Genomic DNA, 21329 nt, shown 5'->3' with positions numbered 1-21329 from the left:
GAGCTGGTCCGATTCCGCGTGCCCACCCCCGCGACGCGGTGGGCACGCCCCATTCTTTACTCGCCATCTTCGTGAGCGCGTCCACGCGCGCACCGTGCACGCGAACTGCACGTCGCATGCACGTACGCGCACGCGCAGCGCAAGTCAGGTGTCCATCGGCGGGACGGACGCTTCTCCATGACTCCTTAGAGACATGGAGGTGGCTCCCTTGCCCGGCGACTCCTGGACCCCTGGCCCCTTTGGGCTCGATGGCAGCACCCGGAACACGTGGTCCCCTGAGAAGACCGTTCTGGTCGTCGTCCACCACCTGACCGCGGCGAACCGGCTGATGGGCGACGTCGTCCCCATCATCGAGACCAGCCCTTCCATCCAGCTGGTCTATACCACGCCGCCCGGCGGCGCTTTCTCGCACAGCGGGGCTGCATATCTGCGCAATCGCGGGGACGTCGTCCTCCCGTGGCACCAGGCGACATCCCTTCGTTTTGATCTGGCCGTCGCGGCATCTCTCGGCGGCCTCGAACACATCCACGCCCCTGTTCTCTCCCTCGACCACGGGGCGGGGCCCGGCAAGCTGCTCCACCGGCAGGACGGCGACGGTCCCGCCGCGCCCCGCGAGGTCGTAGGCATGCACACCGGTGGGCTCATCGCCTACGGCCGCGTGATCCCGGCGATGATCGGGGTCGCGCACTCTCACCAGAAGGATCTGCTCGCCCGCACCGTTCCTCCCGCGGCCGAGGTCGCGGAGGTGGTGGGAGACCCCGCGTTCGACCGGTTGGTGGCCGGCGCGGACCGGCGCGCCGAGTTCCGGAAGGCACTGGGGGTCGAGGAGGGGCAGACCCTGGTCGTCGTCTCCTCGACGTGGCGGCACAATTCCCTCCTCGGCGCCCACTCTGACCTGCCGCGACGCCTCGCGGCGGAACTCCCCGCGGACGAATACCGTGTCATCACCGCTCCCCACCCTGCATCCTGGGTATGGCATGGTCACCGCCAGGTGCGCGCCTGGCTCGGCGGGCCGGACGGGAGAGGGCCGGACGTCATTCCCCCCGGGGAGGGATGGCAGGCGGCGCTCGTCGCGGCGGATCTGGTAATCGGGGATCACGGTTCGGCGACGTATTACGCCGCTGCGATCGGGTGTCCGGTATTGCTCGGGACCTTCCCGACGGATGACGTCCCTCCCGGCTCCCACACGGCGCTCCTGGGATTGACCTCGCCTCAGCTCGACCACGGGGCGCCACTGCTCCCCCAGGTCAAGGGGGCACTTTCCACGCACGTCCCCGAGCGCACCGAGTGGTACCGGAGTCAGCTGACCACCGCTCCCGGAGCCTCGGCGGCGCTGCTCCGCTCGGCGATGTACCGCTTGCTGAAGCTCCCCGAACCGGACATTCCAGCCCAAAACCCGCCCATTGCGGTGCCGCGGCTGCTGCCGCCACTGATCGAACGGGATGCGGGATGAACGGCGCGGTGCGGATCCACGGAGAGACCTCCATCGTGGGCCCGGCCACTTCTCGCCCAGGGGAGGACTCCGGGACCACCGTCCTTGACAGCCCCGTGTGGGCCGACAGCCGCACCCGCGACGCCCTGTGGCGAGGTGTCGCCGACGTCATCACGACTATCCGAGCCGAGACGGGCAGCGCGCATCCCGGTGCCGACGGCCTCCTCAGCACTTATCCCGGGTGCACGTCGGCTGCGGTCCGGCACAGCCACGGGTGGGAAGTCGCACTTCGCGACGGTCCCATGCTGCATTTGCCCCGTCTGCTGGCCGAATGGCGGGTGGCGCTCGGATTGTGCGTGGTACACGGCTGGATCGCGGCGGGCGGCGTGGTCGGCGATCTTCCCGCCGAGCCCACGGGCACTTCATTGGGAAACGCCCTGGCGGCGATCACTCCAGCTCGGCCAGGCGACGTGCCACCTCTGCGGCTTGCGGGGCACGAAGTCCGCTATAGATGGCATGTGCCTCGGCCAACTGCACGCGTGCCTCGGCAGGCCGGCCCCGCCCGAGTTCCGCGTCCGCGAGCAGCGCCCGCACCCGAGCCGTCTCGAAATGGGCGGACGAGCGCGTGGTGATGTCCAGCGCCTCTGCAAGTACGTCCGCCGCCTGGTCGAACCGGCATTCGGCCAGGCGGGTGGTCGCCAGCCCGATGACGGCGCGGGCTTCCTGGTACCCGTCGCCCTGTTCCGCGAAATACGCCCGGGCGCGCTGAAAGTGTGGGATTGCGGCGTCAGGCCTGCCCGCGTCGCGTTCGGCCTCACCAAGGTGGCGTTCCATCATCGCAACGCCGCGCGGGACCGCTAGCTCCGCGAAGAGATCCCTGGCGGGGAGGTACCGGGCGGTGGCGGCTTCAGGGCGTCCTCGGGCGAGTTCCGCGTTTCCCAATTCTTCCAGCGCAGACGCCTGACCGAGCCCATGCCCCACTGATCGCCAGAGATCCAGCGCCCGGCGATGGAGCCCTGCGGCCTGGTCGATCGACCCCAGAGCCAGTAGGGCGCTGCCGAGAGCCGCGAGCATCCGTGCCTGTGCCGCGAGATCTCCGAGCGCCTCCGCTGAGGCGAGTCCCGACCGATGCGTCGCCAACCACGCGTCGAACGGCTTCGTCAGCGTGAAATAGGCCCAGAGCCCCTCGCACAGCTGCCAGGCCGCCTTGTTTCGACCCGTCCGCGTGCAGAACAGCACCAGTTCCCGCAGGTTGGGCAGTTCGGCCTCGAACCAGGCCAGCGCGGCGTCGCGTCCGGCGAAGGCCGGCGGGCGTTCCTTCGCTTGTCCGAACAGAGCGCTCAGGTGCCAGCGGCCGGGGTTGAGGATGAGGTCGGCGGAGACGGCCGTGACGAGGTAACGCTCGACCAAGCGATCGAGCGCCGCTTCACGCTCCCGTGCATCCTCCTCGTCCTCGGCGCGGTCGTGCGCGTGGATGCGGACCAGGTCGTGGAAGGAGTAGCCGCCTTCCCCCTCGTCCTCCAGCATGCTCGCCTCCACTAGGTAGTCCAGCTGTTCGTCGGCGTCGTAGGTGTCGGTATCGGCGAGCGCGGCTGCCGCGAGGACTCCGAAGCGCGGCCCGGGGTGCAGGCCGAGGAGACGGTAGAGGCGGGCGGCGCGGTCGGGCAGCGCCCGGTAGGAGACGTCGAAGACGGCGCGCACGGAGCCGTCCTCGTCCTGGCCGTAGCGGCTGAGCGCGGCCAGCCTGCGCTGCTCACTGCTCAGTTCGTCGACCATCTGCCGGACCGGGCGTGCGGGGCGCATGACGAGGCGACCGGCAGCGGCACAGACGGCGAGGGGCAGTCGTCCACAGAGTTCGGCGAGTTCCTTGCTCACGCGGTCGCCGACGTCGTCGCGGCGGCCACCGATCAGCGCGACGAGCAATTCGGCCGCAGCGTCCTCGTCCATCGGCCGGACATCGATGAACCGCGCACCCGCACTGACCAGGCCCGATAACTGAAGCCGCGTGGTGGCCAGGACGAGGTGGGCGCCCTGCCCGGGGAGCAGGGCCCGCACCTGGGCGGCCGAGAACGCGTCATCGAAAAGGAAGGCCAGCCGGCGATCGGTCGTCCATGTCCGGAAGAGCGACGAACGAGCCGACAGCCCTTCCGGGATCTCCGCGGGCGCGGCGCCGAGGGAGCGCAGAAGCGCGTCGAGGATCTGCGCGGGATCGGTGGGACCGGAGGGTGAGAATCCGCCGAGGTCGGCATAGAGCTGTCCGTCGGGGAAGCCGGTGGCGGCCGAGCGGAGGAAGGCCGTGGCCAATGCGGTCTTTCCTACCCCGCCGGTCCCGATGAGCACGGTGACACGGGATTCCCGTTGTTCGGCGACCGCGTGAGCGTCCTCCTGTAGCAGGCCGATCTCCTGGCTGCGGTCGATGAAGACGGTGCGAGCCGGTGGAAGCTGGCTCGGCGCGATCGGCGAACGCCCAGGCGCTTGGTGGAAGTGGACCCCGCCATGCACGGTTCCGGCTTGGACGGAGTCGCCGTGAATGGTGCCCGAAATGCGATTGGCGGGGGTCGCGAAGTCGTCATCGCCGACGTCATTGCGCGGGCCGTGTTCACCACCGTTTCCGCCGCTCTGCATATGCGCTGTCCTGTTGCCTAGGGGGATTCGCCTGCTTTGTACCCGGAAAGGCCGCAACAGAAGCGCGTCCCGCAAGCCCGTTGGACCCCCTTGTGTTCGCACGAGAACTCAGGGTGATGCGCATCATGCATCGAAGGTCCACATGCAATTCGCTGGCGCGCGGGGCGGCGCTACGGCACCGACACGGGGTCGGTCCTGTTCGGCCCACCTTCGCACGGTAGATATCCGTGCACGTCAGAGCCGCACGCGGGCAGCGAAACGACCCGGCGGGCGCATCAAAACGAGATTCGGCCGTCCGGACGTCCGATATCGGCCACCGGATTCCGGATCATTCCGCCGACCACCCCGACCAGCGGTGCACCGACACGAGCACGACCGCACCTTCCGGCGGCGCGGTGCGGTACTGCCGGTAGCGCTCGGCCAGGCGCGCGATCGCCGCGCCGCGTTCGCGGCCGGACTCGACGATGCGGGCCGCGCCGTCGGCGCGTACCCACCACAACTGCCGCCAGTCGTCGTCGTACTCGTCGGCCAGCAGGCACACGTTGGGGTTGGCGCGGATGTTGGCGAGGCGTTTGAGATGGGCGGTCCGCTTCGGCTTGGCGTCCACCGCCATGGCGATGGTGTCGCCGTGGAGGGCGAAGACCACCGGGACCAGGTGCGGTCTGCCGTCGGGGCCCGAGGTCGCCAGCCGGGCGACACGTCGGCGGCCGAACACGTCACGGCAGTGATCCCCGGACCAGCGCATGAGGCGAATGTTTCACAGCTCCCCTGTGCAGGGACCGCATACACGGAATCCGGGGACACTCCGTGACCATCGTCACTACCAAACGTTACGACGCCGTCATGGGGTGTCGACCGCCCGCAACGTGTCGCCGGGATCGTCGGAGCCATGGGTGGATACACGCATGGGACCGGCCCGGACACCGCCGCCGACGGCACCGGGGTCGGGCGGCCGGGGTTCCTCGGCCGGGAATTCCTGGAGATCGGGACACTACTCTTCGCAGCGGGGGCCGCACACCTCTTGGTCCTCGCGCTCGGGCACAGCGACTTCGGCGCGCCGACACTGGTCGGGGTCGGCGCCGCTCTGATCATCGTCTCCTCGTTCCACCGGTGGCGGCGGCACCGCACCCACACGCATGCGGCCGATCCGGCGGAGTCGGCGGGCCGGGCCGATGCCCTGCGCGGTGCGGGCCGCGACGCGCCGGCCGACCCGTTCCCGCGTTCGGCTGCGCGGCACGGCCCGGAGCGCCTGTGGCGGATGCGGGTGGGCGTCAGCGACGTCCCCGGCGGGCTCGCCGCGCTGACCGCGCAGCTGGCGCGACTCGGGGTCGACATACGCCTCCTACACGTCCATCCCGGAGGCGGGGACGAGGCGATCGACGAGTTCTACGCCAGCGTGCCGTCCGATGTGGAGGCGGAGCGGCTGCGGGCGGCGCTCGTACGCGCCGGGGGCCGCGATGCGGTGATCGAGCCGGCCGACGCCCACGAACTGAGCGACACAGCGAGCCGGGCGCTGTCGCTGGCAGCGGGGCTCATCGCGGGTACGGCGACCCTGCCGCGCTCACTGCTGTCGCTGTCGGGGGCCAGAGACGTCGAGCACCACGCGGCGGCACCGCCCGGAATGACCGCCGATGAACTGTCAGGCGAGCGGATGGCGGTGACATCACCGGAGGGCGGCGTGCTGGTGCTGAGCCGGCCGGGGATGCCGTTCACGGCGGTGGAGTTCGCGCGCTGCCGTGCGCTGGCCGATGTCGCCGGATCGCTGCACTCCCGGCTGCACCCGGACCGGCATTGATCGGCTCTGGCGAGGCCCGGACAAAGCGAAGGGGGCAGTGCCGCGAGGAGGGGGTATCGCGGCACTACCCGCCGGTACCCTATCGGCCGCGCGGGTGTCGGGCCATAGGTTCCCGGCATCGCGCAGGCGACATGAGCGGATTCGACGAAAGTGTCACCGATATCCCCTCGCGGCACCAGCCCCGGATGTCGGTATGCGAAGGCACCCCCGGTCTGGGGCCTCTGGGACGCGCACGAACCCGCAGGTCAGGGGCTCTCCGGGAGGATGGGGGCAGGGGTTGTGCCGGGTTCCTGTGGGGGTGGGCCGGCCTCGGCGGCTCGGGTGCGGAGGCGGTCGCGGATCTGCTCAGGGGTGTAGGCGCGGCGGCGCCGTTCGGCGCGGGCGATGACGACGCCCGTTGCGACGACTCCCGCGAAGCCTGCAAGTCCGACTACCTTCCACCAACGCATGTTGCCTAGGCTACTCGGGTGACCGACATCCGCATCGGCCTCGACGAGGCGCTCGATCTCACGCGAACCGGCGACATCTGGGTGTTCCGGGGGCGCTCCATGCCCGACCGGGCCATTCAGATGACGACGAACAGCCCGGTGAACCACGTGGGGATGTCGGTCGTCATCGAGGACCTCCCCCCGCTCATGTGGCACGCCGAGCTGGGAAAATCGCTGCCGGACATGTGGTCGGGCAACCACCACCGCGGCGTGCAGCTGCACGACCTGCGCGACTCGGTCATCGTGTGGGAGAGCAAGTACGGCCAGCGGGCGTGGCTGCGCCAGCTCGACCCGCCAGTGGGCCGCGAGGGCGAGGATGCCGCGCTGCGCACGATCGCGCGGCTCGACGGCACCCCGTTCCCCTCCAGCGCCCAGCTGCTGGGCCGCTGGCTGCGCGGACGGGTGCCGCTGCCCAGCCGCGCCAAGCCGGGCGGCACCCTGGAGTCGGCGTACTGCGCCGAGGTCGTCGCCCTCACCTATGAAGCGATGGGCCTGCTCCCGGGTGGGCGCCGGCCCAACTGGTACGACCCGGGGCGCTTCTGGAGCGGGGACGACCTCGGTCTCATCAACGGGGCGCAGCTGGGCGGGGAGATCGCGGTCGACATCCCGCCGGGCGCGGAGATCTCCTCCAGGAGACGCCGGTCGCGGCCAGCCGACCCGGCCTGATCCGGCCTGATCCGGGCTGATCCGGGCCTCTCCGCTTTCGGCCACCGCGACCACCGCGGTCAGCGCTTTTGCTGTGGCCGCTGTGGCCGCCTGGGCCGCCGTCGCGATGTCCTGCTTCCTCGATGGGGAGACGCGCCTGCCGGTGCGTCATGCGGTGGCCCCCGGGGCGGAGGCCCGCGCGGTGGTGTCCCGTTGGGCGATGGCCTCGGCCACCTGCTCGATCGCGGTACGCAGGAAGGCACCGTAGGCGTCCTGCGGGAGGTCGGGGGCGTGTTCCGTGGCCGCGTCGATGTGCTCGGCGGCGGCGTCGAAGGAGGCGAGCCGGCGGTAGTTGTCCGCGAGGTTGAGGTGCAGGGAGGGGTAGAAGCCGGCGATGTGCAGCCCGGTGTGGTGCTCCTCGACGCGTTGCTGGGTCACGGCGTCGGCGGCGTCCAGGGCCCGGATGTCCCAGGCCAGGGCTTGGGCGGGGTCGTCGTAGAGGTCGGCCAGGTAGTGGGCGAGGGTGCAGCGGTGCAGCGGGTCGCCGGTGACGCCGATCGAGGACCAGATGTCCAGGAGTGCGCGGCGGGCGGAGGCGGTGTCGCCGGCTCGTCCTTCGGTGACGGCTCGGCCGATGGCGTCCATGGTCGGGTCGGGGCTGGTGGGAGTGGTGGGGCTGGTGGGGGTGGTGGTCACGGGAGTGGTCCTCGTCGTCGGTGGTCGTGTTCAGGCGGGATGGTCGGCGTTGACGGGCATGGCCAGGGTGGTGAGATCGCCGCGGTCGGCGGAGCGGATCGTGACGGGCAGGTCGGGTCCTCGCAGGTCGAGCAGCAGGTCGGGGCCGATGGCGGTGCTGATGGCCGGGTAGAGCGTCGTCAGCTCGAAGCAGATCCGGACGTCCGGTCCCGTCACGGCGGCCGGGGCCCCGAGGCCGGGGTGCCCGTCCGGGGCCACCGGAACGTCCAGGCCGCGCCGGGTCGCGCGCAGCGAGATCCGCTCCCCCGGATGTTCTTCCAGCACGCCGAGAAGGAGATCCTTGGCGACGGTCACCCGGGTGGTGACGTCGGGCAGCGACGCGAGCATCAGCCGGTGGTCGGGGAACTCCTCCTGTAGCAGTCGGCAGTGCCGGTCGTCCCGGCCCGCCAGGCGGAGCCGGACACCGTGCGGCGTCGCGTCGACGCGCACCAGCGCGCTCCGCCGGATGTCGGCGACCGCGGCTCGCAGGTCATCGCCGCTGACGGTGGCGGCCCATGTCGTGGTGGCCGCCGGTTCGGCGGGAACCACGGTCCGCATCGCGAGGCGGTACCGGTCGGTCGCGGTCAGCGTGACCGCTTCCGGGGCCGCCTCCACGCGCAGTCCGCCCAGCACCGGCATCCGCGGTTCACGCGTGGTCGCGGTCAGGACCTGCTCGATCGCGTCGGCCAGCACGGGGCCTTTCAGCGCTGCGACCGGCTGGCTCGGCACGTCGGCGAGCGACGATGTGATCGCTGCGGCCTTGCGCTGCACCGCCGCCGCGTCCCCGAGGACCCGCGTGACGTGCTCGTCGATCAGTCGCGACGCTTCGCCGGGCTCGGCGCCCAGGACCGCTTCGACAGCGGTGAGCGGCATGCCGATCTCCCGGAGCCGGCGCAGCACGGTGGCACCGGCCACCTGGCCGTCGCTGTAGTAGCGGTAACCCGTGACCGGGTCGACCTCGGCGGGCGGAAGCAGCCCGGAGTCGGCGTAGAAGCGCAGCGCGCTGGGGGTCAGCCCACTGCGCTGGGCGAAGACCCCGATCGGCATCAGCTCGGAGATCGGCACCCCTCCATCGTCGGGCTTCGACCCACTTGAGGGTCAACACGGGGGCAGGGGAAGGGGGTGTTCCCCGTGCCGTCGCCGCGCTGCCCGGCGGGGGCGAAGACCGCATCGCCACACCTCGGCGAATAGTCTATATTTCCTATTGATTTAGTATGTTTGTCTCATCCTGCCCCCAGGAGCCCCGCGTGCCCGCATCCCCGCCGCTCACCACGCACCTCCCCGCCGCCCACGTCGCCATCACCGGCCTCGGCCGCTCCTTCGGCAACGGCGCCGGTGCGGAGCGCACCGTCCTGCGCGACATCGACATCGACATCGCCGCCGGCGAGACCGTCGCGCTGCTGGGCCCCTCCGGATGCGGCAAATCCACTCTGCTCCGCCAGATCGCCGGGCTGGACCGCCCCACGCGCGGCGCGCTGGCCATCGACGGCGCACCGGTCCGCGACGTCGACCCCCGCTGCGCCGTCGTCTTCCAGGAACCGCGGCTCCTCCCCTGGCGCACCCTGGCGGGCAACGTCGCCCTGGGCCTGCCCCACGGCACGCCGCGCGCCGCGGGACGCGAGCAGGTCGCGCACTGGCTCGGCGTCGTCGGCCTCGCCGACTTCCACGCCCACCGCCCCGCCCAGGTGTCCGGCGGCATGGCGCAACGGGTCGCCCTGGCCCGCGCGCTCGCCCGCCGCCCCGGGGTGCTCCTGCTCGACGAGCCTCTGGCCGCCCTCGACGCGCTGACCCGGCTGCGCATGCAGGACCTGATCGACGACGTGCAGCGCGCAGCCGGCACCACTGTCGTGCTGGTCACCCACGACGTGGGCGAGGCGCTGCACCTGGCCGACCGCGTGTTCGTCCTCGGCGCCGAAGAGGGCCGCGACGGCGCGACCGTGCGGACCGAGAGCGCCGTCCCCGGCCACCGCCCACGGGACCGGGGCGATGCCCGTTCGGCCGCGCTCCACGCCGACCTGCTGCGGCGCCTCGGCGTCCCGCGCGCCGGCACTCCCGACGACGGCACCAACGCCCCGAGCACCGTTCCCGCACCGCCGGATATCCCCTGAGCCGTCGCCCACCAGCCACCGCCCGAGGCACCCCGACCACCCGAAACGAGGACCCCCGCTATGACGCCGAAGCGCTCCGTCCCCCTGTCCCTCGCCACGCTGCTGGCCACCGCGACGCTGCTGACCGGCTGCCTGGCCGGGGAGGACGGCGGGGCCGCCTCCGGCTCCGGCGAGGGCGGCACGGTCCGGCTCGACTATGCCTACTACAACGTCCCCAGCCTGGTCATCCGAGAGAAGGGGTGGCTGGAGGAGGAGTTCGCCGCCGACGGCGTGGACGTGCAGTGGGTCCTATCGGAGGGCAGCAACAAGGCCAACGAGAACCTGCGCGCCGACACCATCGACATCGGGTCCACCGCCGGCACCCCCGCTCTGCTCGCCCGCGCCAATGGCACCCCCATCCAGGTCGTGGACGTCTACAGCGCCCCGGAGTGGTCGGCCATCGTGGTCCCGGAGGACTCCGACATCGAGGGCCCCGAAGACCTGGAGGGCCGGCGGATCGCCGCCACGGCCGGCACCGACCCCTACTTCTTCCTCCTCCAGACCCTGGAGGAGGCCGGGATCGACCCGGACGACATCACCCACGTCGACCTCCAGCACGCCGACGGCCGCACGGCCCTGGAGCGGGGCGACGTCGACGCCTGGGCCGGGCTGGACCCCCACATGGCGCAGGCGGAGCTGGCGGGGTCGCGGCTGGTCTACCGCAACCCCGGGTTCAACAGCTACGGCACGCTGAACGCGCGCGAGGACTTCATCGAGGCCGAGCCCGAGCGGCTCCAGACCGTCCTGGACACCTACGAGCGGGCGCGGCGCTGGGTCGCCGACAACCCCGATGAGGCGGCGCAGATCCTCGCCGACGAGGCCGGGATCGAGTTGGAGGTGGCCGAGCGGCAGCTGAGCGAGCGCACCGTGGTCGACAACGACCCCGTTCCGGGCGAGGACCAGCGGGCGACCCTGGAGCGGATCGTCCCGTTCCTGGTCGACAACGGGCTGGTCGCCTCGGAGGACGACGCCCGGCGGGCGCTGGAGACGCTCCTGGTCCCCGACTTCGCCGAAGAGGCGGTGCGCAACGTCGACGAAGCCGACGGCGCGGAGGGCTCGGACGACGCGGCGGACACGGAGGGCGGCGCATGAGCCTGGACGTGAGCGGGGTGGACGGCGCCGGGGCCGGCGCGGAGACCGCGGCCGCCCCGGAGTCGGAGGAGGAGCCCCGGCGCCTCGGACGTGTCCGGGGCACCCGCACAGCGGAGGCCAGTGCCGGAGGCGCTGCGGCCGGCGGGGCCGGACGGACCTGGCGCTCGATCGGGCTGGGGGCCATCGTCCCCGTTGCCCTGCTCGCCGCCTGGCAGGGCGCGGTGAGCGCAGGGGTCTACTCCCCCGACCAGCTCCCGCCGCCCCTCGCCGTCGCCGGGGCGTTCACCGAGCTCATCGGCCGCGGCGACATGTGGCTGCACATCGCCATCAGCTTCCAGCGCGTGGTCCTGGGCTTCGTGTGGGGCTCGGCGATCGGCCTGGCGGCGGGCGGGGTGGTCGGCCTGGTCGCTCCCGTGCGGTCGCTGCTGGCCCCGACGGTGCAGGCGCTGCGCGCGGTCCCGTCGCTGGCGTGGGTGCCGCTGCTGGTGCTCTGGCTGGGGATCGGCGAGGGGCCGAAGGTGGTGCTCATCGCGATCGGGGCGTTCTTCCCGGTCTATACGACGGTGTCGTCGGCGCTGACGCACATGGACCGGCAGCTGGTGGAGGTCGGCCGCGCCTATGGGCTGCGCGGGGTGGGGCTGTTCGCCACCGTCCTGCTCCCGGCGGCGGCTCCCTCGGTGGTGGCGGGCCTGCGCCTGGCGCTGGCGCAGAGCTGGCTGTTCGTGGTGGCGGCGGAGCTGATCGCGTCGTCCATGGGGCTCGGGTTCCTGCTCACCAACAGCCAGAACACCGGGCGGACGGACATCCTGCTGCTGTCGATCGTGCTCCTGGCGCTGTGCGGCAAGGCGACCGACGCCGTTCTCGGCATCGCCGAACGCCGCGTGGCCGCCGCCCGCGCCTGAGCGCCCGCGTCTTAGCGGCGGGCGGCGGGCGGCGGGCGGCGGGCGGCGGGGCAGGGTCACGGAAAGCCCTGCCCCGGTCGCGTCACGCGGATGCGCGGTAGGGGGCGAGGAAGGGTGCGAGCGCGGCGAGCAGGGCTTCGGGGGCCTCTTCGGGAACGAAGTGGGCGGCGTCCGCGATGACCGCGCCGGTCACGTCGTCGGCGACCTCGCGCATCTGTGCCTCCGCCCCTGTGCCGGTCGACGCTGCTCCGCCGATGCCCAGCACCGGGATCGAGAGCTTTTCGGCCATGCGCCGCTTGCTCTGTTCCATGGTGAGGTCGATGTCGCGGTAGTTCTCGAAGGTCGCGCGCAGCGCGCCGGGCTCGCGCACGGCGCGCACGTAGACCGCGACGGCCTCGGCGGGGATGGCGTCCGGGGTGAGGGACTTCGATGCGAACTGGTGGCCGAAGTAGATGTCCTCGCGGCCCTCGACGAGCCGTTCGTTCACGTCCCGGACGCGGTTGAAGGCGAAGTGCCACAGGAAGTCGGCGGTCCACCGGTCGCCGACCAGCGGTGGCGAGGGGAAGATGCCGGGGATGCGGGCGTCGATCACGGCCAGGCGTTCGATCGGGCCGGGGGTGTCGGCCGCCATGGCGTAGCCGGTCCACATGCCGATGTCGTGCCCGACCACGGCGAACCGCTCGTGGCCCAGCTCGGCCATGAAGCCGTGCAGTTCGCGCGCGATCGTGGCGGAGTCGTAGCCGGAGGCGGGCTTGTCGGAGAGGCCGCAGCCGCGAGGGTCGACGGCGACGACGGTGAAGTCCTCGGCCAAGGCGGGCATCATGAGCCGCCACTGGTACCAGAACTGGGGCCAGCCGCTGATGAGCAGGAGCGGCGGGCCCTCCCCGCCGACCACGGCGTGCAGGCGGACGCCGTCGACCGTTGCGTAGGTATCGGAGAAGACGTCGGTGAACCCGTCGGGGAGGCCGGGGACCTCCGTCACTGCGCCGTATCCGCCGCGGGCGGTCGTCGCCGGGGGTGTGCTGATCGACATGGGGTCGTTCCTCGAGTTTCGGGTTGGCGGTGCGCGGTCGGCAGGTCGCCTCCCGCACGTCGCGCCGTGAAGGGACTGGATCGGACCCTAGCCATGTTGGAACGATCGGTCAACATATGATTGAACGATCGGTCCAAAATCGGCCGGGATTAGGCTGGGCCGGTACACGGATCCCGGTCGGGAGCGGAAAGCGGGAGCAGCGGAGCGATGGCAGGGCGCAAGCGGTTCGACGTCGACACCGCCGCGGAGCAGGCGATGCGCGTCTTCTGGGAGCACGGCTACGCCGAGGCGAGCATGTCCATGCTCCTGGAGGCGACGGGGCTCGGGCGCGGCTCGCTCTATGCGACGTTCGGCGACAAGAAGGAGCTGTTCGAGCGCTCGCTCCGGCTGTACTCCGCGTCCTTCGGCACGTCGGCGAAGGCTGCGAAGCAGGCGCCGCCCGCCGATCCCGCGTCGGCCGCGGAGGGCTACCTCACCACCACCCTGGACCGCATGGCCGATCCCGCCGTCCCCGGCGGCTGCCTGGTGAGCCAGTCAGCGGCGCAACTCCCCGACCTGGAACCGTCGAGCCGCGAACTGGTGCGCACGATCCTCGACGGGCAGCGCGAGTTCATCCAGCGAGCGCTGACCGAGGCGGGCGCGGAGCCCGCGGTGGCGGCCGAACTCGCGCCGTTCGTCGCAGCAGTGAACCAGGGCCTCGCGGTCCTCCACCGCACGGGCGCCCCCCTGGAGGAGCTGCGGCTCATCATCCGCACCGCACGCGACACCGTCGCCGCCCGTACCTGACCGCGGACACCCTCGCCCGGGTCGACGCGGTCCTGTCCCGCCCCCTCATTGACCGGGACAGGACCGCGCGTGGTCAGGCGGTGGCCGCGGCCGAGGTTGCCCGGTCACTCCAGGTGAGGGTGAAGCCGACCCCGGTGCGGGGCTGGGGCAGGGGCTCCCAGGTGTCGGCGAGGTAGTCGACCAGGGTCATGCCGCGCCCGTGCTGCGCCATCGGGGTCAGCGGCCGGATGAAGGGCAATGTCCCGCCGGCGGGACGCCCCTCGTCCTCGACCTCGATCGTTATCCTGCGCTGCTCCACCATGAGGGTCACGTCGAACGTCCCGCCGCGGCCGGAAGCCGAATAGCGGACGGCGTTGGTCACGGCCTCCGAGAGCAGCAGCACCGCCGAGGCGACGGTCTCACCGGGGATGTCGAACGCGGAGTGGACGGTCAGCAGGTCCTCACACCAGTGCCGCGCCCGCTTCACCTGCTCGGCCCAGCCCGGGAACCGGGCGTAGTAGACCACGGCCATCACCGCCCCCCAACCCGGAACAGATAGGGGCGAACGCGACGCCCCCGACACTTCAGGGGAATTCCCCCGTGAGAGTTCTTCCCGCTAGCCTTCATTGCAGTTGTCCTCCCTGACTGGACAGGTTGAGGGCGATAGCCCTGCGCCGTGCCCCATCACGGCGCAGGGCGTTTATACACCCTTCGGTTGCCGTCGATCCTGCACCGAAAACGCGCTGACCAGCAAGGACGATTACACTTATGGAGAATGACTCTTCATCTTGTAGAAGATGGTTAATCGAGATGGCATTATCTGTTCCATGAGCGACAGGATCGACCCCACCGCTGCCCAATGGGGCAGCGAACTTCGACGCCTACGCGAACTGGCCGAGCTTACGCAAGGCGACCTGGCAAATATGGTCAACTACTCGACACCGCTCATCAGCGGATGGGAAAGAGGGACAAGGCGCCCCAAAAGGCGTCATATCGAAGTCCTGGACGCAGGCATGGCCACCGGAGGAGCACTGCTTGCCCTCTGGGACGAGCTGCGAGACACGCGACCGATACCGGACGCCTGGAAGTCATTCCTGAAACTGGAACGGGAGGCGACCGAGATCCGCGAGTACCAGCCACTGCTGATCCCTGGACTCTTCCAATCCCCGGGGTACGCTCGCTCCGTCATGCCCGACGACGTGACGCGACCGGGCGAGAGCACCCCGGATGAACTGGTGTCCCTGCGGATGGCTCGGCTCGGAGAGCTACGTCCGGATGCTCGGTTGTGGGCTGTCGTCGAGGAGACAGCCCTCCGCAAAGTCATCGGCTCAGAGCAAGTCCAACGCGAGGCGCTGGCACACGTCCTTGAGCTGATGGAACTGCCCCGCATCCACCTCACGGTGGTGCCCGAGCACGCGCCCGGACGCCCCGGATGGGCCGCCGGCTCGTTCCGGTTGGTGCGTCTCCCCGACGGCCGCTATGTTGGCCAGGTCGAGCACATCTTCGGGCTTTCCGTTGTCCGCGACACCCACGAGCTCGGTCGGCTCATCACACTCTTTGGTGACTTGCAGATGGAGTCTCTGCCACCGAAGGATTCACGACGCCTCATTGAACAGATTCGAAAGGGCTTGAAATGAACTGGCACAAGTCGACCTACAGCGGAGCCAACCCGAACTGCGTCGAAGTCGCCGAGGCCAGGGAACGGGTCCACGTCCGCGACACTCAGTACCGCCACCTCACCCGGATCGAGTTTCCGTCCAATGAGTGGCATGTCTTCATGACAGCCGTTAAGAGCAACGAACTGTAACCCGCACCGCCAATACATGGGCGCCACACCTCTCGGACCCGTGTGGCGCCTCATCCGACTCGACAGATAGTACGATCACTCCGCTGACCTGGGGTTTCTGCGCTGGTTCGCATTGAAGCGCGCTTTCTTCTGACGATTCCCGCACGTGTTCATCTCACACCATTTACGCGTGCGACTCTGACTGGTGTCGAAGAAGGCGGCTTGGCAGGTCGGCGATGCGCACAAGGCCAATCTTCCGTCTCGTTCTCCTGAGACGATGCTGATCGCGTCGGCGGCGATCACGCTTAGGGCGTCTTCCACGCTGGAAGCCGAGCCGAGCCGCCATTGCCGCTTACCCTCTGCCGTCAGGATCGCTGCGGCCCGACCCTGAACGCTGCGCTCATTGATGACGTCGACAGCGGATGCAGGCAGAGCCTCCTGAACCGCCGCCGCTGTCGCGGCGGCGTGGATCGACTCCCTCAGTTCCCGTGCGAGGTCGAGCTGGGCGGTGGTGCAGGAGTCCACGGCGAGGCCGTTCACCGCCAGCCAGTCGACGAGCCGCTGCGGCGTCGGAATGCGCTCCACAGGGTCACCACGACGCTCCGTCAGAGTCGCCGTGAAGCTGGTCGCCAGCACACTACCGAGGCGGAATTCGGGGAACCCAGCACGCATGGAACCACCTTAGCCGGTTGCACGCCGACCTGACCACGTGCTAGAACCACCTTAGCCGGTTCGCGAACCGTCGTGGCCGGTTCCGCGATGGCCAGGAGGTCTCTCATGCCCCGTCCGACCAGCGACGTGCAAGCGTTCGCAGCCCGCGCGACCGACGCCGACCTCGACGATCTGCGCGCGCGACTGGCCGCGGCGCGGCTACCGGAGGCCGAGACGGTCCATCGCGCTGCGCCCGGCCCGCGCCGATGGGACCAGGGCGTTCCTCTCGCCGACCTCGTCGATGTCGTGAATTACTGGCGCACCGGGTACGACTGGCGGTCGTTCGAAGAGCGCCTCGACCGGATCGGCCAGTTCCGCACGACCATCGATGGTCTGGGAATCCACTTCCTGCACCGCCGATCCACGCGCGCGGACGCTACTCCCCTGATCGTGACGCACGGCTGGCCGGGCAGCATTGCCGAGTTCATCGATGTGGTGGACGAGCTGGCGGATCCGGAAGATGCGCACGCGCCGGCGTTCCACGTCGTGATTCCCTCGCTACCGGGCTTCGGTTACAGCGACAAGCCGGCCACCACCGGGTGGGGAACCGAAAGGATCGCGGCCGCATGGGTGGAACTGATGGGCAGGCTCGGCTACAGCAGGTTCCTGGCCCAGGGCGGCGACTGGGGCGGCAATATCACCACGGTCCTCGCCGGTAGGTTCCCGGCGCACGTTCTCGGCATCCACACGACGTTCGCGGAGGCACCGCCCGGATTGACGACGGACGGACTGACGACCCTCGAGCGCAAATGGACCGAGGAAACCCGCGATTTCTGGCGGCACCGCGCGGCGTACGCGAAGCAGCAGGCGACCCGGCCACAGACCATCGGCTACTCGCTCGTCGACTCGCCTGTCGGGCTTCTCGCCTGGATCCTCGACAAGTTCGCCGAGTGGTCGGACACCGAGGACAGCCCGTTCGAGACGATTTCCCGAGACAGAATTCTCGACAACGTCACCCTGTATTGGCTGACGCGGACCGGCGCGTCGGCGGCCCGCATTTACTACGAAAGCCACAACTCGCTCGACCCCGAACTTCGGGTCGACGTCCCGTCGGCGATCACCATGTACCCCCGCGACATCGAGAAGTCTCCGCGCCCCTGGGCAAAGGAGCGATACCGGCGGATCGTCCGATGGACATCACCCGAGACCGGGGGCCATTTCCCGTCGCTGGAGGTTCCCGGGTATTTCGTGAAAGATCTACAAGAGGGCCTCGCGGCAGTGCTGGCTGCTCATCGGTGAGCGCGGCCGGGCGCTCGCACCCGATCATCCCCTGATCCGGATCGTAGGCCTCCTCCTTCAGCGGAGGCCGTCCCCCATACCCGTTCGCCACCGGCCCGGGGACAAGGCACGGGAACGTGTCCGGATCCGGTCGGGCGGTCCACCCGACGATGTTCGCGGTTCCGGGGAATCCGCAGGTGAGACGGTAATTGATCATCGATTTCCGGAAACGCATTCTCATCGAAGATCTTGATACGGCCCGCACACCCAATCCTCGGCAGCCTTTACGCGTGAACAATTCGGCCTGCTTGCCTAAGATGACTCCCCCAGCGGAAAACCGGTGCGCATGGCACGAAACGGGGTGATGTGGTGCCGCGGTTGTTCCGACGTGAGGAGGCCATCGAACTTCTCACCACCGCCATGGCTCCCCCTGGTGCAGGTGGTCAGCGCAGGCGCTCTCCGTTCCTGGTCTACGAAGGTATGCGGGGCACCGGGAAGACCGTCCTCTTGCGCAGCCTCACCGATGAGCTGCGCGAGCAGGTCCCCGCCGCCTATATCGACTTCGACGCCGTGACCGGCGCCGAGATCCCGATGGTCCTCTCCCTGCTCAGCCAGGGCCTCTACAACACCTACCCCGAGTACGGCAGGCTCCGATTCCCCCGGCTGGCCCTGGGCCAGCACGCCATCACCGTCAACCTGGACGCCCCTGGCCCGCCCAGCCCCGCGGACAACGGCGCCGCCGCCGATGCCGGCCTCGGGGGCGGACCGGCCAACCCTCTGCCCAACGCCGAGCGGCGGCATGCCCGCATGCGCGCCTCCCTGCGCGACCTGCGGGGATTCGACGACCTTCAGGCCGTCCTCGCGACCGCCGCAGCAGCGGTCCTGGGCGCGCTGTACCCCGTCCCCGCCGAGCCGACAAGGACGCTCACGGAAATCATCGTGAAGATCCTGACCGACCTGCTCTTCGGCAGCGTGTACGGCCTGGGCCGCCACCTCAGGTGGTTCGCCGACCCCAAGCCCGCGAAGGGCGGCGGCGACCCCGTGCACACGCTGGTCGAGCTCAACGGGTGGGCCAACTCCGCCCCCGGGAGCAGCGAAGCGGACCAGCGCCGGATCGACGACCTGATGTGCGCCGCGTTCCTCGCCGACCTCGTCGACTTCTTCCCCACCAGGGGCAAGGTCGCCACCTGGGCTTATGACATCGTGCTCCTGCTCGACAACGCCGACACCCGCCTGGGTCGACGGTTCCTCGACGCCCTCGAGCGCGCCGGGGCCCACGACCCCCACATCCCCCTGACCGTGGTGGCCGCCACCCGCGGCGACCTCCTGCGCGGCGAACGCCCGGACCGCATCCACGAGGTCCGCCCGGCCGATCCGGATCCGGCACCGCCGGCGCCCCGCCCTGACGCCGACCACTGCGCCTGGCGCCGCTACCGCCTGCCCGACCTGGGCGAAGACGACGTCGAGAAGATGATCCAGGCCGCCGGCCTGACCGCACACGTCGACCGGCGGCTGTTCCGCGCCATCCACCAGTTCACCGGCGGCCACCCCGCTTCGGTCGCGACCATCATCGGTGCGGCCGACCGGCACCGGTCGGCCGCGGACGACCTCGACCGGCTCCTGGACCAGCGGCCCCACGCCGATCCGCTCGCCCCACGCCCGCCCACCCTCGCCACACGACTGCGCAACGACCTGATCGAGCCCCGGATCCCGCCGGAGCGCATCGACGAGCTGATCACCTGCGCCGCGGCGCGCACACAGGACGACGCACGCCGCCTGGTGAACGACCGATCGCTGGTCCGCCACCTCCACGACCAGATCGAGGTCCTGCTCGCCCTCGATCTCTGGAACCCCGAACGCGGCGCCGGCCAGGCCCTGCTCCGCCGGCTGTTCCTGCGCGAGCTGGCCGAGCGCGACCGCGGAGGCGCCTCCAATGGGAGCGCTGCCAAGCGCGCCGCCCGGTCGCGGCCGGCTCCGCTGCCCCGCTGGTCCGACGTCTTCTCCCATCTGAGGAAGCTCGCCCAGGCCCGGAGCGACGCCGAGGCGGAGCTGTACTACGCGCTGGCCGACGGCGACCTACACTCGGTGGCCGACGAGCTGACGCGACGGGTGGGCTCCGACGATCCCCAGGAGTGGCTGGGGCTGCTCCATGCGGTCACCGCCGCGCCGGTCCGGCGGCCGGCGCAGCCGCACGGGTCGCCCACCGCGCGCCGCGACGCACTCGTCTTCAAGATCACGCAGGCGCAGGCCGCGCCGCCCGGGGCGATCACGGGCCTGATCGCGGGCGTGTGGGTGGCGTCCGATCCCTTCTGCGGACTGGAGCGCCGGTACCTGCACGCGCAGATCGCCGCGGACCTCCAGCGGGTGGCCCAGGACCACATGGCCTTCACCCCCCGCCGGCTCTATGAGGAGACCCACCGGAACACGCGTTTGGAGGAGCTGTGGGCCTGATCCAGCCGCCTGTCCGCCGCATCAGCGTGCGCAAGCTCATCGCGGCCGCAGCGGTGGTGCTCCTTGCGGCCGGAGCCGTCCTCTACGCGGTCCCGCACCTGCGGTGCGGCAACATCTGGGCCGACATCCGCGTCCTCGGTGACGACGGCGAGTGCGTCGGCACCACCGACGGATCCCACGTGTTCGACCCCGACTTCACCGACATCCAGGCCCGGATCGCCGCCGAGAACGAGCGCGTCGCCGGGGAAGTCGAGGGGGGCGCCGATGCCGTGCGGGTCGCGCTCCTCACCCAGCTGACACCTACGCAGGAGAGCGCGATGTCCCCGGACCAGGTGCTGAGCAGCCTGGAGGGGGCCTACGTCGCGCAATGGCGGGCCAACCACTCCCGCGCTATCGGGGACCGGACACCGCTCGTCCAGCTTGTTCTCGCCAATGAGGGCAGCCGCCAGGAGCATTGGGAACCGGTGGTGGACCGCCTGGTGGAGATGGCATCGGAGGAGCCTGTTCCTCTGCTCGCGGTCGTGGGCCTGGGTGTGAGCGTCCAGTCGACCTCCGATGCCGCCGGCCGACTGTCGGACAACGGCATCCCGATGGTCTCCGCGGTGGCCTCCGCCGACGGCCTGAACGACAGCGCGCGCCGCGGGCTGGTGCGGGTCAGCCCGAGCAACACCGACTTCGTCACCGCCCTGCGCGGCTACACCGAGGCGCACGACGAGCTGGAGACCGGGATCCTCGTGTACGACCAGAACGCGCCGGATCTGTTCGTCAGCACGCTGACGGACGCATTCGAAGCGCAGATGGCCGACTTCACGCAGGGCATCCCGCCGCAGCCGTTCTCCGGGACGGCCCTGGACGAGAGCCCCACGCCCACGCTGTTCGCCTCGGCCGCACAGAACATCTGCCAGACGGAGGCGGACATGGTGTTCTACGCCGGGCGCGGGGTCGACCTGGCCGGGTTGGTCGAGGCGCTGCACACGCGTTCCTGTGTCCGGGAGCCGCTCACCGTCTTCTTCGCCGAGACCGGCCTGTCGCTGCGCGAGGACGAGCAGATGCGCGGCCAGCTGGCGGAGGGCAACCTCACCATTGTGCACGCGGCCGCTTCGGACCCCGACTGGGGCGCCGGAGGCGCGCGGGGCGAGCCCGACGGGTTGGCGGGGTTCACCGAGGCCTATACCGAAAACGTCGGGGACACCACCGGCAGGCTGACCAACGGGTACGCCATGGCCCACCACGACGCGGTCATGACCGCCGTCCAGGCGATCCGCCTCTACAGCCGGGAGGGGGGCGAGGGGGGCGACGACCCGCTGCGGGCCGAGGGGGCGCGCGGGGCGCTGTTCCGCCTCAACGCCGGCAACGTCGTGCGAGGGGCCACCGGTGACCTGTCCTTCAGCGCCACGCGCGACGGCGACCCCGGCGGCAAGCCGGTCCCGGTCTTCGAGATCCCCGGCCCGGGCGAGGCCCCGGCGCACGACCTCTACATCACACCTGCGGAGTGAGGTGAAGC

General features: G+C 70.6%; 20 protein-coding genes. 12 read left to right on the top strand and 8 right to left on the bottom strand.

The features are described 5' to 3' along the window. Positions 1 to 199 precede the first annotated feature (199 nt). Positions 200 to 1453, top strand: coding sequence for a hypothetical protein (locus tag ACFOVU_RS13155; protein ID WP_378533563.1), 1254 nt, complete (start codon positions 200 to 202; stop codon positions 1451 to 1453). A gap of 426 nt (positions 1454 to 1879) precedes the next feature. Here the strand turns inward: ACFOVU_RS13155 and ACFOVU_RS13150 are convergent, their stop codons facing one another. Both ACFOVU_RS13150 and ACFOVU_RS13145 read right to left on the bottom strand, forming a co-directional pair. After that, positions 1880 to 4057, bottom strand: coding sequence for a tetratricopeptide repeat protein (locus ACFOVU_RS13150; protein ID WP_378533314.1), 2178 nt, complete (start codon positions 4055 to 4057; stop codon positions 1880 to 1882). A 328-nt stretch (positions 4058 to 4385) separates the two neighbouring features. Then, positions 4386 to 4802: a TIGR03668 family PPOX class F420-dependent oxidoreductase gene (locus tag ACFOVU_RS13145; RefSeq protein ID WP_378533312.1), complete on the bottom strand. Its 417-nt coding sequence runs from the start codon at positions 4800 to 4802 to the stop codon at positions 4386 to 4388. A gap of 144 nt (positions 4803 to 4946) precedes the next feature. On the opposite strand from ACFOVU_RS13145, the gene ACFOVU_RS13140 reads away from it, so the two are divergent. Continuing rightward, positions 4947 to 5852, top strand: coding sequence for an amino acid-binding protein (locus ACFOVU_RS13140; protein WP_378533310.1), 906 nt, complete (start codon positions 4947 to 4949; stop codon positions 5850 to 5852). 245 nt (positions 5853 to 6097) lie between these two features. Here the strand turns inward: ACFOVU_RS13140 and ACFOVU_RS13135 are convergent, their stop codons facing one another. Further along, on the bottom strand, positions 6098 to 6301 hold the full coding sequence (locus tag ACFOVU_RS13135; RefSeq protein WP_378533308.1) for a hypothetical protein: 204 nt from the start codon (positions 6299 to 6301) through the stop codon (positions 6098 to 6100). A gap of 27 nt (positions 6302 to 6328) precedes the next feature. Between ACFOVU_RS13135 and ACFOVU_RS13130 the strand changes: the two genes are divergently transcribed. Beyond that, on the top strand, positions 6329 to 7006 hold the full coding sequence (locus tag ACFOVU_RS13130; RefSeq protein WP_378533561.1) for a hypothetical protein: 678 nt from the start codon (positions 6329 to 6331) through the stop codon (positions 7004 to 7006). 147 nt (positions 7007 to 7153) lie between these two features. On the opposite strand, the gene ACFOVU_RS13125 is transcribed toward ACFOVU_RS13130, so the two are convergent. After that, entirely contained in the window at positions 7154 to 7681 is a 528-nt protein-coding gene (locus ACFOVU_RS13125) for a hypothetical protein (RefSeq protein ID WP_378533306.1), read from the bottom strand. A 30-nt stretch (positions 7682 to 7711) separates the two neighbouring features. Beyond that, on the bottom strand, positions 7712 to 8785 hold the full coding sequence (locus ACFOVU_RS13120; protein ID WP_378533304.1) for a DNA polymerase III subunit beta family protein: 1074 nt from the start codon (positions 8783 to 8785) through the stop codon (positions 7712 to 7714). Positions 8786 to 8967: 182 nt separating this feature from the next. On the opposite strand from ACFOVU_RS13120, the gene ACFOVU_RS13115 reads away from it, so the two are divergent. From ACFOVU_RS13115 to ACFOVU_RS13105, 3 genes are read left to right on the top strand one after another with little or no spacing between them, the layout of a single operon-like run. Next, a complete protein-coding gene (locus ACFOVU_RS13115; protein ID WP_378533302.1) occupies positions 8968 to 9828 on the top strand; it encodes an ABC transporter ATP-binding protein in 861 nt (286 codons plus the stop codon). Positions 9829 to 9888: 60 nt separating this feature from the next. Continuing rightward, positions 9889 to 10959 carry an aliphatic sulfonate ABC transporter substrate-binding protein gene (locus tag ACFOVU_RS13110; protein ID WP_378533300.1) on the top strand — a complete coding sequence of 357 codons (1071 nt, stop codon included), beginning with the start codon at positions 9889 to 9891 and terminating at the stop codon, positions 10957 to 10959. Further along, entirely contained in the window at positions 10956 to 11861 is a 906-nt protein-coding gene (locus ACFOVU_RS13105; RefSeq protein WP_378533298.1) for an ABC transporter permease, read from the top strand. Before ACFOVU_RS13110 ends, ACFOVU_RS13105 begins: the two co-directional genes overlap by 4 nt. 82 nt (positions 11862 to 11943) lie before the next feature. On the opposite strand, the gene ACFOVU_RS13100 is transcribed toward ACFOVU_RS13105, so the two are convergent. Continuing rightward, positions 11944 to 12894, bottom strand: coding sequence for an alpha/beta fold hydrolase (locus tag ACFOVU_RS13100; protein WP_378533296.1), 951 nt, complete (start codon positions 12892 to 12894; stop codon positions 11944 to 11946). A gap of 207 nt (positions 12895 to 13101) precedes the next feature. Between ACFOVU_RS13100 and ACFOVU_RS13095 the strand changes: the two genes are divergently transcribed. Next, positions 13102 to 13680 carry a TetR/AcrR family transcriptional regulator gene (locus tag ACFOVU_RS13095; RefSeq protein ID WP_378533294.1) on the top strand — a complete coding sequence of 193 codons (579 nt, stop codon included), beginning with the start codon at positions 13102 to 13104 and terminating at the stop codon, positions 13678 to 13680. A 73-nt stretch (positions 13681 to 13753) separates the two neighbouring features. Here ACFOVU_RS13095 and ACFOVU_RS13090 read toward each other — a convergent pair whose 3' ends face one another. Then, positions 13754 to 14191: an ATP-binding protein gene (locus ACFOVU_RS13090; protein ID WP_378533292.1), complete on the bottom strand. Its 438-nt coding sequence runs from the start codon at positions 14189 to 14191 to the stop codon at positions 13754 to 13756. 295 nt (positions 14192 to 14486) lie between these two features. On the opposite strand from ACFOVU_RS13090, the gene ACFOVU_RS13085 reads away from it, so the two are divergent. After that, the gene (locus ACFOVU_RS13085) at positions 14487 to 15296 is read left to right on the top strand and encodes a helix-turn-helix domain-containing protein (protein ID WP_378533290.1); all 810 of its coding nucleotides are present in this window, start codon (positions 14487 to 14489) and stop codon (positions 15294 to 15296) included. Beyond that, positions 15293 to 15466, top strand: coding sequence for a DUF397 domain-containing protein (locus tag ACFOVU_RS13080; protein ID WP_378533288.1), 174 nt, complete (start codon positions 15293 to 15295; stop codon positions 15464 to 15466). The genes ACFOVU_RS13085 and ACFOVU_RS13080 overlap by 4 nt, the downstream gene beginning before the upstream one ends. Positions 15467 to 15541: 75 nt before the next feature. Here ACFOVU_RS13080 and ACFOVU_RS13075 read toward each other — a convergent pair whose 3' ends face one another. Then, positions 15542 to 16117: a CGNR zinc finger domain-containing protein gene (locus tag ACFOVU_RS13075; protein WP_378533286.1), complete on the bottom strand. Its 576-nt coding sequence runs from the start codon at positions 16115 to 16117 to the stop codon at positions 15542 to 15544. A 105-nt stretch (positions 16118 to 16222) separates the two neighbouring features. Here ACFOVU_RS13075 and ACFOVU_RS13070 point away from each other — a divergent pair, with 105 nt between their 5' ends. The 3 genes from ACFOVU_RS13070 (at position 16223) to ACFOVU_RS13060 (ending at position 21321) form a co-directional block, all read left to right on the top strand. After that, positions 16223 to 17395: an epoxide hydrolase family protein gene (locus ACFOVU_RS13070; protein ID WP_378533284.1), complete on the top strand. Its 1173-nt coding sequence runs from the start codon at positions 16223 to 16225 to the stop codon at positions 17393 to 17395. 357 nt (positions 17396 to 17752) lie between these two features. After that, positions 17753 to 19825 carry a hypothetical protein gene (locus ACFOVU_RS13065; RefSeq protein WP_378533282.1) on the top strand — a complete coding sequence of 691 codons (2073 nt, stop codon included), beginning with the start codon at positions 17753 to 17755 and terminating at the stop codon, positions 19823 to 19825. Beyond that, positions 19816 to 21321 carry an ABC transporter substrate-binding protein gene (locus tag ACFOVU_RS13060; RefSeq protein WP_378533280.1) on the top strand — a complete coding sequence of 502 codons (1506 nt, stop codon included), beginning with the start codon at positions 19816 to 19818 and terminating at the stop codon, positions 21319 to 21321. The genes ACFOVU_RS13065 and ACFOVU_RS13060 overlap by 10 nt, the downstream gene beginning before the upstream one ends. The last annotated feature ends 8 nt before the right edge of the window (positions 21322 to 21329 follow it).

Source organism: Nocardiopsis sediminis (assembly GCF_042650565.1).
GTDB lineage: Bacteria > Actinomycetota > Actinomycetes > Streptosporangiales > Streptosporangiaceae > Nocardiopsis_B > Nocardiopsis_B sediminis.
The sequence above is the reverse complement of the archived record's forward strand: the minus strand, read 5'-3'. Positions and strand labels throughout refer to the sequence as shown.